This window comes from Salinibacterium sp. (genome assembly GCF_031364185.1).
Taxonomy (GTDB): domain Bacteria; phylum Actinomycetota; class Actinomycetes; order Actinomycetales; family Microbacteriaceae; genus Rhodoglobus.
Map to the genome: position 1 here is coordinate 1 of NZ_JANLVV010000396.1, position 12,826 is coordinate 12,826.

Sequence of the window (12,826 nt, forward strand, 5' to 3'; positions counted from 1 at the left end):
TCTTTTCCCGGTGGGTGCGACCGAGAACGGTCTTCCCACCGGCACCATCGAGATCAGGCTCACCGGTACCGCCGGGCAGTCGTTGGGGGCATTCATGCCCGCCGGGATTTCGCTCCGTCTCGAGGGTGACAGCAACGACTATGTTGGCAAGGGCCTGTGCGGCGGGCAGATCGTGGTGCGCCCGAGCAGATTCAGCATCTTCCCGGCCGAGCGCAACGTCATTGCCGGCAACGTGATCGGATACGGTGCCACCCAGGGCAGCATGTTCCTCCGCGGCATCGTGGGGGAGCGATTCCTGGTCCGCAACTCGGGCGCTACGGCAGTGGTCGAGGGTGTCGGCGATCACGCCCTTGAATACATGACGGGTGGCCTCGCCGTCATCCTGGGTGGCACGGGTCGAAACCTCGGGGCCGGTATGTCCGGCGGAACCGCGTATATCTACGACCTTCGGCCGGAGCGGGTGAATGCCGACGCACTCGCCTCGGGCGAACTCACCCTGTCTTGCCTCGAAAGTGCCGACATAGAGATCCTGACAGACCTGCTTCAGCGCCATCGTGATGAGACGGATTCTGTCGTGGCCGCGTCAATGCTGGCCACTATGGATGCCGCCATTCCCCGTTTTACGAAGGTGATGCCGCGCGACTACGCGGCCGTCATTCAGACCCGCCAGACCGCTATCGATGAGGGGCTCGACCCCGACGGCGACGTGACCTGGGCACGAATCATGGAGGTAACCGGTGGCTGACCCCAGAGGCTTTCTCAAGGTGCAGGAGCGCGAGACGGCGAAGCGGCGCCCGGTCGCGCTGCGACTGATGGACTGGAAAGAGGTATACGAGCAGCAGGATGCCTCGGAGCTGAAACGCCAGGCCGGTCGCTGCATGGACTGCGGCATTCCGTTCTGCCATCAGGGCTGCCCGCTCGGCAACCTGATCCCCGAGTGGAATGACCTCATGTGGCGTGGTGAGGGTGCGCAGGCCATCGAGCGCCTCCATGCGACCAACAACTTTCCCGAGTTCACCGGCAGACTCTGTCCGGCTCCGTGCGAGAGTTCCTGCGTGCTCGGCATCAACCAGCCCGCCGTCACTATCAAGCAGGTCGAGGTCTCGATCATCGACCAGGCGTTCGCACATGGTCTGGTCACCCCACACCCTCCCGAGCGACTGACGGGAAAGACGGTCGCTGTCGTGGGATCGGGGCCGGCCGGGCTCGCGGCGGCCCAGCAGCTTACGAGAGCCGGACACACCGTCGCAGTCTATGAGCGGGATGATCGAATCGGCGGCCTGCTGAGGTACGGCATCCCCGATTTCAAAATGGAAAAGAAGCACATCGAGCTCCGGGTCTCCCAGATGCAGGCCGAGGGCACCCGCTTCCGTGCGGGAGTTGAGATCGGCGCCGATATCAGCTGGAGCGACCTGAAGTCCCGATACGACGCTGTCATCGTCGCCACCGGTGCCACCATTCCCCGCGAACTGCCCGTCCCTGGGCGCGACCTGCCTGGCGTGCACTTCGCAATGGAGTTCCTCGTCCAAGCCAACAGGGTCGGCGCCGGAGACACTGTTTCCGAACAGATCAGTGCCGAAGGAAAGCACGTCGTCGTCCTCGGCGGTGGCGATACCGGAGCCGACTGCATCGGAACCGCTCACCGCCAGCAGGCGCTCTCCGTAACGAATCTCGCGATCGGGCTCCAGCCTCCCACCGAGCGCCCCGAGCACCAGCCCTGGCCGATGGCCCCCACCCTGTTTGAGGTCACGAGTGCACATGAGGAGGGCGGTGAGCGAGTCTATCTGGCGTCGACCGTCGAGTTTCTTTCCAATGATGCCGGCGAGGTTCGAGCCATCCGTGTCGCGGAGACAGAGTACCTAGACGGGCGTCGGGTTCCGAAGTCCGGCACGGAGCGCGAGATTCCCGCTGACCTGGTACTGCTTGCCCTTGGCTTCACCGGCCCGGAGTCTGACACTATCGACGAACAACTGCCCCTGCCATTCGACTCCCGGGGCAATATCCAACGCGACGGCCGATACGAAACGAGTGAAGCGGGCGTCTTCGTCGCGGGAGATGCGGGTCGAGGCCAATCGCTGATCGTCTGGGCGATCGCCGAAGGCCGGGCTGCCGCATCCGCTGTTGATCGATATCTTGAGGGTGACACTCAACTTCCCTTCCCGGTAAGACCCACCGACCACGCGCTCGCAATCTGACCACCACCACCACTGCATTACCCACAGAAGGAAGTCATGAGACGAGCTAAAATCGTCGCGACGCTCGGTCCAGCCACGTCGAGCTACGAAAATATCAGGGCCATTATCGATGCAGGTATCGATGTAGCCCGCATGAACCTCAGTCACGGCTCATACGCCGTTCACGAGGAGGTCTACGCGAATGTGCGGAAGGCCGCAGAAGACTCCGGTCGCGCCGTTGCGGTGATGGTCGACCTCCAGGGCCCAAAGATTCGCCTCGGTAAATTCGAGGCGGGCCCCTATGAACTGGCCGTAGGTGACATCTTCCGAATCACCACGGAAGATGTCGTGGGAACGAAGGAACTTTCCGGGACCACCTTTAAGGGGCTGCCGGATGACGTCTCTCCCGGCGACTTCCTTCTCATCGATGACGGCAAGGTGAAGGTGAGAGTGACCGAGGTGACAGGGCCGGTGGTCACGACCGAGGTGATTGTCGGCGGATTCGTCTCGAATAATAAGGGCATCAACCTTCCCGGAGTGGCCGTCAACGTGCCTGCGCTCTCCGATAAAGACGAGGATGATTTGCGCTGGGGTCTCAAGCTCGGTGCTGACCTCATCGCACTCTCATTCGTGCGCAATGCCGACGACATCATCCGGGTTCACGAGATCATGGCCGAGGAGGGACGCAAGATTCCCGTCATCGCCAAGATCGAAAAACCCCAGGCCGTCGATCATCTCGAAGCCATCATCGACGCCTTTGATGCCATCATGGTGGCTCGCGGCGACCTGGGTGTTGAGCTGCCGCTCGAGGCAGTGCCCATCGTCCAGAAACGCACCGTCGAACTGGCTCGTCGCATGGCCAAGCCAGTGATCGTCGCCACCCAGATGCTCGAATCGATGATCTCGTCGCCGGTGCCGACTCGCGCCGAGACCTCCGATGTTGCCAACGCGATCCTCGACGGGGCTGACGCCGTCATGCTGTCGGGCGAGACGAGCGTGGGTGAGTATCCGGTAATCACCGTGCAGACCATGGCCCGCATCGTGGCATCCACCGAAGAGCACGGGCTTGAGCGCATCCCGGAGCTCGGTACAAAACCGCGCACCCAGGGTGGCGCCATCACGTTGGCTGCTGCCGAAGTAGCCGATTTCGTCGATGCGAAGTATGTTTGCGTGTTCACTGAGTCCGGCGATTCGGCGAGACGGATGTCGCGACTGCGGTTCCGTGTGCCGATGAAGGCCTTTACCCCGGATCCGGCCATCCGTCGCCGCATGTCGCTGATCTGGGGCATCGAGTCGTTCATCGTCGATCGGGTGACCCACACCGATGCCATGTACCGGCAGGTGGATGAGGTACTTCTCGCCCAGGGGCTGGCGAAAGTCGGCGATAAGGTCGTGGTCATCTCCGGGTCCCCTCCCGGAATCTCCGGTTCCACAAATGACCTGCGAGTGCACATCATCGGGGATGCCGTTAACGCCGCAGCCCCGGTCTGGGAGCGCGGCGCGCGCGCGGATTAGGCTTCTCACCTCACGCCCACGGCGATGACGACGAAATAGCTTTACGGGAACGCTCTTCTGCCCTTTAATTAGATAATTGGGAGGAAAGAGCGTTCCCGCGTCTGGCGGGTACGTGTTCCTCAGGGAAAGGGTTTCACCGTGACCGAAACAGACGCATCCGGATCCACACCAGCGCCGAACGGCCCCGAGGGTCGCACCATCACGGACTGGACGGACCTCGGCCGGGAAATGTGGTCGTACCTCACTGGTCGCGGGGCCGCGGTCAACTACGAGCTGGTCAATATGACAGTCGAGGTCCCTCGCGACATCGGGCCTGATGCCCCCCGTGCGACCTGGAAGTTCGATGGAACTCTGCGGGTGACCACAAGCGACAGCGAGGGTGGCGGAGCCGCACAGCCCAGCGCGCGATGAAGGCTGTCGCTCAACCTCCGGTGAGCCTCGACATTGACCTGTCGTTCTCGGTCGAGGCAGATTCGTTGTCGTCATCAGGCACAATTCGTGCCGCAGGATCAAAGATCACGATATCGCTCGAATCACCCGGAGCGTTCCGTTCCACGAGCACGCTAAACCGGCGCGGGCTTCTCCAACTCGCGAAGGTACTTGCGAGCCAGGGGATCACGGTCACGCTGGAGGGCCCCAAGGGAGTAGTCGGCAGCGTCGGCGTCGTGGCGCCATCAGCCCTTTCGAGACTCATCTCAGGCTCACGAAATGTTCGTCTCGGTGGGGTGACGGCTTTACTCAATGCACTCCAGCGGACGCCCGGTGTGCCTCGGATCGAGATTCCTCCTTCGACGATGTTCCCACTGGTTCCCACCGTTAGCCGGCGGATTGCCCGCCGAGTGACCACCACCCACTACCTGCGAGGCAGTGGTCGGCCGAGACTCATTTTCGTGATCGGGTCTTCCGTGTGGGACGGCAGACCGCCCCGTGAATTCGAGCTCCTCGATGGCACCACCAAGATCGGCTCCTCGGTGGAGGCAGATCTCCGACTCGATGGACTCGATCCGCTCCACGCCGAAATCCGGCACGATGACAATGACGACTACGTACTGTACGTTCTTTCGGGCGTGGCCGAACCGCTGCCCGTCCTGGCACCCCCTCGGTCGTCGCGCGGAGCCGGTCGAATTCTCCGTACTGGCGCACGAATAGAACTCGGCCAGTGGCGGATGGCCTTCTTCAGGGAAGAGTACGCAGATCATGGTCGACCCTACGGTGGCCGTGTTGGAGGAGAGCTGGCACGCCAGAAGCGCCAGCCGGGCCCACGAGGTGGTCGCGCTTAGTGCGACCCCTCACGCTTCTCAGTTGTGCCGGATGCGGGACTTGAACCCGCACGTCCTTACGAACAAAGCATTTTGAGTGCTCCGCGTCTGCCATTCCGCCAATCCGGCGCACAACAACGCTCAAAAGAATACCGTAGGCTCGTTTCCGTGACTGACCAAGATGCAACATCGACGACCCCGAGGCGGGTTGTTGTCGCCGAGGACGAATCCCTCATTCGCATGGACATTGTGGAGATCCTCCGCGACAACGGGTTCGAGGTCGTGGGGGAGGCCGCGGACGGCGAGACCGCAGTGGCGCTCGCGACCGAGCTTCGGCCGGATCTCGTCATCATGGATGTGAAGATGCCGCAGCTCGACGGCATTTCGGCGGCCGAAAGACTCAGCAAAAACCACATAGCGCCCGTCGTTCTGCTCACCGCGTTCAGCCAGAAGGAGCTCGTAGAGCGCGCCTCAGAGGCCGGCGCTCTCGCCTACGTCGTGAAACCATTCACCCCCAGTGACCTGCTCCCGGCGATCGAGATCGCCCTGAGCCGCTACGCGCAGATCATCACCCTCGAGGCCGAGGTGGCCGACCTGGTCGAGCGATTCGAGACCCGCAAGCTGGTCGACCGAGCCAAGGGCCTGCTGAACGAGAAGATGGGGCTTTCTGAGCCCGAGGCGTTCCGCTGGATCCAGAAAGCATCCATGGATCGTCGTCTCACCATGCACGACGTGGCCCAGGCCATCATCGAGCAGCTTTCCGCGAAGAAGTAGCTCAGCCGTCCATCCGAGGCCGCCGATACGCGTGGTCGTGTCGGCCGGAAGCCGCGAAACTCCAGCTGATGGTTCTGCTCGTACACCTAGCGATGGGTGGAGTTTCGGCGGGATAGGCGAATAGCGACTACTCAAGCAGTCTTCGTCTGACCTGGTCGAGTTGTGCGGGGGAGCATCCGGCCTCCAGCAGGTATCGCTCTATATTCATTCTCTCCAAGAGATCACTGAGCGTTGAACGTGCCGATGCCATCGCTGCGGTGAGTTCGAGCGGCGTGCGCGGATCTTCATGAGCGTTGTCGTGCGACGCTAGATAGTCGTTGGTCTGTCTAACCCCGAGCTCGTAATCATCCAAAATTTCCGCGAGATTGACCTCACACAGGCTCAGGATGAGAGCAGTGATCAGTCCGGTTCGGTCACGACCGGCAGCGCAATGGATCACGACACCCCCAGCGGGAGCAGCCGCGATCGTCGCGAACACCGCCCCGATCTTGTCGGGCCAGCGCCGCAAATTTTCGGCGTAGTAGGTTGGCGAGCCGAGAAACGGAGCCATGAGCTCCATGAATTCATTGTCAGACTGGTCTTCTATCGCGCACGCGAGCGAGCGCACCGTGACCGGCCTCAGGGGAAGGTCAGTGATCTCGTCGGGATTGCGGAGGTCTATGAGCGTTCGTACCCCTGCCGACTCGAGTTCTGCCCATCCTTTCAGTGAAAGGATGTCAGGACGTGGCATGCGATAGAGGCGACCAAACCTGGTGGGACCGGTGCGAGTCGTCAGCCCACCAAGATCCCGAGTGTTATGAATTCCACCCCAGGTAACCCGCCTGGTCACGCGTCAACGATCCTTGAGGAAGTTTGTCATCCGCACCGTCGACAGTCGACGCCCCTCGTCATCGGTCATCACAATCTCGTGGGTGGCCAGGGAACGACCGAGCGAGATGGCGGTGCATGTTCCCGTAACCCAACCCGATGTGATCGACCGGCTGTGGGTGGCGTTGATCTCTATGCCGACCGCATAACGCCCGGGGCCGGCGTGGATCGCCGAGGACACCGATCCGAGAGACTCCCCAAGCACGACATGCGCGCCTCCGTGCAGCAATCCGATCACTTGCGTATTACCTTCAACGGGCATCCTGGCCACGGAATATGCCGCCGACAGCTCGATGAATTCCACGCCCATCTTGACCGAGAGCTCGCCACCATTGGTGCGTTCAATGATCTCCCTCATCACAGGATCGAGGTCATCGGGAAGCGTGGTCATGTGGGTTACCCCGTCATCTTTGGCTGTCGGATGCCGCGGCTAGGCTGGGCACGTGTCGGACACCGAAAAGCCTACCCTTCTCATAATCGACGGTCACTCGCTCGCCTTCCGCGCGTTTTACGCGCTGCCGGTCGACAGTTTCCAGAACCGTGAGGGGCAACACACCAATGCGATCCACGGCTTCCTTTCGATGCTGATCCTGCTGCTGCAAAACGAGAAACCCACCCATCTCGCGGTGGCATTCGACATCTCCCGGTACTCGTTCCGCACTCGTGAGTACCCCGAATACAAGGGCACCCGCGGCGAAACCCCTCCCGAGTTCGTGGGCCAGATCCCGCTGCTGGAAGAGGCGTTGAAGGCGATGGGTATTGTCACGATCTCGAAGGAAGACTTCGAGGCCGATGACATCCTGGCGACCCTTGCCGCTCGTGGTGCCGCGGAGGGCTACCGCGTGTTGGTGGTCTCTGGTGACCGGGACGCCATTCAGATGGTGACACCGGATGTGACGCTGCTGTATCCCAATGCGCGCGGGGTATCCGAGTTGAAACGCTATGACCGCGACGCCGTGTTCGAGCGGTACGGCATCGAGCCCGAGCAATATCCCGATGTCGCCGCGCTCGTGGGAGAGACCTCCGACAACCTGATTGGAATCGACAAGGTCGGTGAGAAGACCGCGGTGAAGTGGATCACGACATACGGCAGTCTCGACGAGGTGCTCGCCCACGCGGACGAGATCAAGGGTGTGGTCGGCGAGAAGCTGCGCGAGCAGAAAGATCGGGCCGTACGCAATCGCAAGCTCAATCACCTATTGACCGATGTCGACCTACCTGTGGGGCCAACACAATTGCTCCGCGCGTCCATCAACGTGGCTGCGGTGCGCGAGGTATTCGACAAGCTCCAGTTCAAGACACTACTGGACCGAGTGCTGAAGATCGCGGGGGCGGAGAGTCCGGACGGATTGGCGAAGGATGCCACTGCGGTGGCGCCCCCGAGCAACTCGATTCCGGTCATCCACACCATGGTCGACGAAGAATTGGGCAAGTGGATCGATACGGTGTCGAAGCGCGGCACTCTACCGCTCGGCCTCCGTGTAAAGAGTGCACACGGCGTGGTCATCGGGTTTGGACTCGCCTCGCAAAGCGAGACGGCGTTCGTGCCGTGGGAAGCGGATCGACCTGATTATGTCGCGCTCGAAAATTGGCTAGCGAGTGACGCGCCCAAACACATGCAGGGCGCGAAGGCGCAGCTCAAGATTTTGCGTGACTCGGGTATCGAGCTAAACGGCATCACGTTCGACACCATGCTTGCGGCGTGGCTCATCAAACCGGGCATCAAGCCCGAGACTCTCGAATCGCAGGTATATGACTACCTCGGAGAAACCCTGGAGCAGGGTGACCCGAACCAGCTCGTTCCCGAAACCGAGGCCGCCAGCCCCGCCACCGAAGCGTGGTACGTGTTGAGAGTCGCCGAATACCTCTCCGAGAAGCTGGAACCCGGCTCACGTTCGGTGCTCGACACGATCGAAATCCCGCTGGTTCCGGTGCTGGCGACGATGGAGCGCACCGGCATCACGATCAACCGCGAAATCCTCGGCAGCCTGACCGCAGAACTTGGGGCGACTGCGGCAGAGGCCGCCGCGAAGGCGTACGCGGAGATCGGTCGCGAGATCAACCTGGGCAGCCCGAAGCAGCTCCAGGAGGTGCTGTTCGACCAGTTGGGAATGCCCAAGACCCGGTCGAATAAGACCGGCTTTTCCACGGATGCGGCAAGTCTTGCCGACCTGCAGGAGCAGGCCCCGCATCCTTTTCTCGATGTGCTGTTGCAGCACAGGGACGCCACCAAACTCCTGCAGATCATTAGTGGCATCGACAAGGCAGTGGATGCCGGGGGCCGGGTGCACACCACCTACGAGCAGGCGGGGTCGAGCACCGGTCGCATTGCCTCGAATGACCCGAACCTGCAGAACGTGCCAGTGAAGACCGAAGTCGGCAGGCGCATCCGATCTGCGTTCGAGTCAGGATCAGGGTTCGAAACTCTCCTCACCGCCGACTATACACAGATCGAGATGCGCATTATGGCCCACCTTTCGGGCGACGGGGGCCTGATCACGGCATTCAATGAGGGGGAGGACCTGCACCGCTTTGTTGGCGCCCGTATCTTCGGGGTTGATCCAGCCGACGTCACACCGGTCATGCGCACCAAGGTGAAGGCAATGTCGTACGGCCTTGCCTATGGCCTCAGCGCTTTTGGATTGAGCAAACAGTTGCGCATCGAGACGTCGGAAGCCAAGGAACTCATGACGGACTATTTCGCGCGATTCGGCGCCGTACGCGAATATCTTCAGAATGTCGTTGAGCAGGCCAGGGCAGACGGCTACACGACCACCCTCTTCGGGCGACGCCGTCCGTTCGGCGACCTGTCGTCATCAAACAGGGTGTTTCGGGAAAATGCGGCGCGGCAGGCACTCAACTCGCCAATCCAGGGCACCGCGGCCGACATCCTGAAGATTGCGATGATCAGGATTGAGCATGATCTCGGCGAGCAGGGGCTCGGATCACGGATGCTGCTGCAGGTGCACGATGAACTCGTATTCGAGGTAGCCGCAGGGGAGCTCGATGCCCTCACTGCCATTGTGCGCAACCGCATGGCGGGGGCGGCCGTCCTCACGGTCCCCCTCGAGGTGCAGATTGGAACCGGCCCGAACTGGGATTCTGCCGCGCACTGAACGATGAACGGTCGACGCGGATGCTGATTCATCCTGAGTCGACCCCGTCAGCTCATTGACAAACGGACATAAACGGACTTATATAAGCCCATAACCACCTTTGGTTTGTCCGATTCTCCATCAACGAGGTCAGAGTGTACGCACCGGAGCGTCACCAGCAGATTCTGGACACTGCCCGTGTCCACGGTCGTGTCGATGTCGCCGGCCTCGCCCGCGATCTCGCGGTTACTCCCGAAACGGTGCGCCGAGACCTGACGGCACTGGAACGTCGAGGAGTACTTCGCAGGGTGCATGGGGGCGCTATCCCGGTGGAGCGACTAGGCATTGAGCCCGGGGTCTCGGACCGTGAAAGTCACTCGGCGGGCCAGAAGGAGCGAATCGCCCGGGCTGCGCTGGATGAACTTCCGGACGGCGGCTCGATCATCCTCGATGCCGGTACGACTACTGTCCGGCTGGCGGAGATGCTCCCTCACGATCGTGAATTGACAGTTGTCACCCATTCAATCCCGGTGGCAGGCATTCTCATATCCCGGCCCAACATCACTCTTCACCTCCTCGGCGGCATCGTTCGGGGCCGCACCCTGGCCGCCGTCGGTGACTGGACCCGAGCCCAGATCGCCGATGTCTTCGCGGACGTTGCATTCATGGGCACCAACGGCATCAGCGTGGATCGAGGTCTCACCACCCCCGACCTCGCGGAAGCCAGCGTCAAACGCGCACTTATCGACGCCGCGCGGCGCACGGTGGTGCTGGCAGATCACACAAAATTCGGCCGAGAGGATTTTGCTCGCGTCGCACCGCTCTCCGATATTGACACCGTGATTACCGATATCGGCCTCGACGTCGAGCTTGCCGGAGACATCGAGAACGCTGGGCCCAGGGTGGTGGTCGTGTGATCATCACGGTGACCCTGAACCCCAGCCTTGATCGCACGCTTGAAGTTGGCCGGCTGGAGCGCGGCGTGGTGCTCCGGACCACCACACCGACACTCGAAGCCGGCGGCAAGGGTGTCAATGTCACGCGAGCACTCGCGGCAAACGGCATCCCGAGCATTGCAGTGTTTCCGGTGGGTGGCCGCGAGGGGTCGGAACTGCATGGGCTCCTGGCCGATGCCGGTATCGACACGCGTGCCATGGCGGTGGCTGGTCGTACTCGGTCCAACATCACTATCGCCGAACGAGACGGCACCGTCACCAAACTCAACGAACCGGGCTCGGCGCTGCTGGACCACGAGATTCGCGCGCTCTCAGATCTCGTCGCCGACACAGTGTCAGCGGGAGACTGGATTGTCATGAGCGGGAGCGTTCCGCCGGGGTTCACCGGTGGACGGATGCGCACCTTCGTGTCGAGCCTTGCCGCCCATGACGTCAGCCTGGCCATCGACACGAGTGGTGATGCCCTCGCTGCGGCCATCGATGCCCGTCCCAGACTCGTCAAGCCCAATCGGGCAGAGCTGGCCGAGATCGCTGGCTCGCCGCTGGAATGTATTTCCGAAGTCATTGACGCAGCACAATCCGTTCGCGATCGCGGCGTCGAGTATGTTGCGGTGAGTCTGGGCGCTGATGGCGCGGTGCTGGTCGGCCCCGCTGGCGTCGTTGTCGGTGCGTCTCGCGTCGAGCGCCCCAGGAGCACCGTCGGCGCGGGAGATTCATTCCTCGCCGGATTCCTCGCCAAATTCTCCATGGATGAAACAGATGTCGACGCCGCCATGCTCGAAGCTCTCGCCTGGGGTGCGGCGGCGGCATCCCTGCCTGGCACCTCCGTGCCATGTTCTGCGGACATCGACTTCACCCACGTCCAGCTGGTGTGGCAGCCAGACCTGGATCGGCCACTCGTGGCCAGCTAACCCAACCCCCATCCCAATCCAGTACAAAGGAGTACCCAGTAATGTCTGACTTCACACCAGCGGCCACCGGGACCGGTGTTCGCGCGCGCATTCAACGAGGCGGTGCGTTCCTTGCCGGCATGATCATGCCGAACCTTGGGGCCTTCATCGCGTGGGGCCTCATCACGGCCCTCTTCATCCCCAACGGTTGGGTCAACGAGATTGCCCGCAACACCGGGGCCATTGCGAAGGACACAAACATTCCGTTTGCCGATCAGGCACTCACTCTTGTCGGTCCGATGATCGTTTGGCTTTTGCCTATCCTGATCGGCTTTACGGGCGGTCGTCTCGTTCACGGCAACCGCGGTGCGGTCGTCGGTGCTGTGGCGACCATTGGTGTCATTGTGTCACCGCTGGCCCTCCAATTGGGCGCGACCCCTCCCGCTGACGCCTCGGGCCTCGGCCCGCAGTTCCTCGGCGCTCTTATTATCGGCCCAGTCACGGGTCTGCTGCTGAAGCTCTGGGATAGGGCTATCGCCGGCAAGCTCAAAGCTGGCTTCGAGATGCTCGTTGACAATTTCTCCGCCGGAATCATCGGTGGCGTCATGGCGATGGTCGGTGTCTTCCTTTTGGGACCGATCGTCTTCGCGATCGCTGATGCGTTCGGCGCAGCTGTCAAGGCGCTGGTTGCAGCAAACCTCCTCCCGCTGGTCTCGATCATCATCGAGCCTGCCAAGGTGCTCTTCTTGAACAACGCACTGAACCACGGTGTGCTCACCCCGATCGGTGCCGACCAGGCTGCCGAAGCGGGCAAGTCGATCATGTTCATGCTCGAGGCGAACCCCGGGCCCGGCTTGGGTATTCTCACCGCAATGCTGCTCTTCGGTCCCCGCGCAATCCGCGCGACGGTGCCGGCGGCGATGGTTGTTCATTTCCTCGGTGGGATCCACGAGATCTACTTCCCCTATGTGCTCATGAAGCCGATCCTCATCATCGCGGCTATCGCGGGCGGAGCGTCAGGGGTGCTCTGGTTCTCGATTTTCAAGCTAGGACTTGTCTCACCGGCCTCACCCGGCAGCATTTTCGCCTGGATCGTGGCCTCCCCGCCCAGCGACCTGCTTCTGAACATGGTCGGAATCCTGATCTCTGCGGCCGTCGCGGCAGTGGTCGGTTCCGTCCTTCTGGGATTCGGTCGTAACGAGGGGGCGGCTATGGACCTCGACGAAGCGAAGGCGCAGAGTGTCAGGAACAAGAACAAGAAGACCGCTCCGGCAGAGGCCTGAGTTCCTACAACAC

General features: G+C 61.9%; 11 protein-coding genes, 1 tRNA gene and 1 pseudogene. 10 read left to right on the forward strand and 3 right to left on the reverse strand.

Annotated features, from left to right (window positions below):
* The 5 genes and pseudogenes from RMN95_RS16845 to RMN95_RS16865 all read left to right on the forward strand — a co-directional run.
* Nucleotides 1-745, forward strand: a pseudogene (locus RMN95_RS16845) (glutamate synthase subunit alpha); the annotation flags it as partial.
* The gene (locus RMN95_RS16850; RefSeq protein WP_309618058.1) at nucleotides 738-2,195 is read left to right on the forward strand and encodes a glutamate synthase subunit beta; all 1,458 of its coding nucleotides are present in this window, start codon (nucleotides 738-740) and stop codon (nucleotides 2,193-2,195) included. The pseudogene RMN95_RS16845 and the gene RMN95_RS16850, both read left to right, overlap by 8 nt.
* Before the next feature lie 36 nt (nucleotides 2,196-2,231).
* Nucleotides 2,232-3,689: a pyruvate kinase gene (gene pyk, locus RMN95_RS16855; RefSeq protein WP_309618059.1), complete on the forward strand. Its 1,458-nt coding sequence runs from the start codon at nucleotides 2,232-2,234 to the stop codon at nucleotides 3,687-3,689.
* Between the two features lie 138 nt (nucleotides 3,690-3,827).
* Complete coding sequence (locus tag RMN95_RS16860; RefSeq protein ID WP_309618060.1) at nucleotides 3,828-4,100, forward strand: hypothetical protein; 273 nt, start codon at nucleotides 3,828-3,830, stop codon at nucleotides 4,098-4,100.
* 20 nt (nucleotides 4,101-4,120) lie between these two features.
* The gene (locus RMN95_RS16865; protein WP_309618061.1) at nucleotides 4,121-4,969 is read left to right on the forward strand and encodes a hypothetical protein; all 849 of its coding nucleotides are present in this window, start codon (nucleotides 4,121-4,123) and stop codon (nucleotides 4,967-4,969) included.
* Nucleotides 4,970-4,994: 25 nt separating this feature from the next.
* Here RMN95_RS16865 and RMN95_RS16870 read toward each other — a convergent pair.
* A tRNA-Leu gene (locus RMN95_RS16870) sits at nucleotides 4,995-5,077 on the reverse strand.
* A gap of 39 nt (nucleotides 5,078-5,116) precedes the next feature.
* Here RMN95_RS16870 and RMN95_RS16875 point away from each other — a divergent pair.
* The gene (locus tag RMN95_RS16875; RefSeq protein WP_309618062.1) at nucleotides 5,117-5,722 is read left to right on the forward strand and encodes a response regulator; all 606 of its coding nucleotides are present in this window, start codon (nucleotides 5,117-5,119) and stop codon (nucleotides 5,720-5,722) included.
* A 127-nt stretch (nucleotides 5,723-5,849) separates the two neighbouring features.
* On the opposite strand, the gene RMN95_RS16880 is transcribed toward RMN95_RS16875, so the two are convergent.
* Both RMN95_RS16880 and RMN95_RS16885 read right to left on the reverse strand, forming a co-directional pair.
* Nucleotides 5,850-6,551, reverse strand: a complete 702-nt coding sequence (locus RMN95_RS16880; protein ID WP_309618063.1) for a tyrosine-protein phosphatase — start codon at nucleotides 6,549-6,551, stop codon at nucleotides 5,850-5,852.
* A gap of 3 nt (nucleotides 6,552-6,554) precedes the next feature.
* Nucleotides 6,555-6,947, reverse strand: coding sequence for a hotdog fold thioesterase (locus RMN95_RS16885; RefSeq protein WP_309618092.1), 393 nt, complete (start codon nucleotides 6,945-6,947; stop codon nucleotides 6,555-6,557).
* Nucleotides 6,948-7,032: 85 nt separating this feature from the next.
* Here RMN95_RS16885 and polA point away from each other — a divergent pair, with 85 nt between their 5' ends.
* The 4 genes from polA (at nucleotide 7,033) to RMN95_RS16905 (ending at nucleotide 12,813) form a co-directional block, all read left to right on the forward strand.
* Entirely contained in the window at nucleotides 7,033-9,705 is a 2,673-nt protein-coding gene (polA, locus tag RMN95_RS16890; RefSeq protein WP_309618064.1) for a DNA polymerase I, read from the forward strand.
* A 134-nt stretch (nucleotides 9,706-9,839) separates the two neighbouring features.
* Complete coding sequence (locus tag RMN95_RS16895) at nucleotides 9,840-10,601, forward strand: DeoR/GlpR family DNA-binding transcription regulator (protein WP_309618065.1); 762 nt, start codon at nucleotides 9,840-9,842, stop codon at nucleotides 10,599-10,601.
* Nucleotides 10,598-11,551, forward strand: coding sequence for a 1-phosphofructokinase family hexose kinase (locus RMN95_RS16900; RefSeq protein WP_309618066.1), 954 nt, complete (start codon nucleotides 10,598-10,600; stop codon nucleotides 11,549-11,551). Before RMN95_RS16895 ends, RMN95_RS16900 begins: the two co-directional genes overlap by 4 nt.
* 41 nt (nucleotides 11,552-11,592) lie before the next feature.
* Nucleotides 11,593-12,813 (forward strand): PTS transporter subunit EIIC, encoded by a 1,221-nt coding sequence (locus RMN95_RS16905; protein WP_309618067.1) that lies wholly within the window; start codon nucleotides 11,593-11,595, stop codon nucleotides 12,811-12,813.
* Nucleotides 12,814-12,826: the final 13 nt, after the last annotated feature.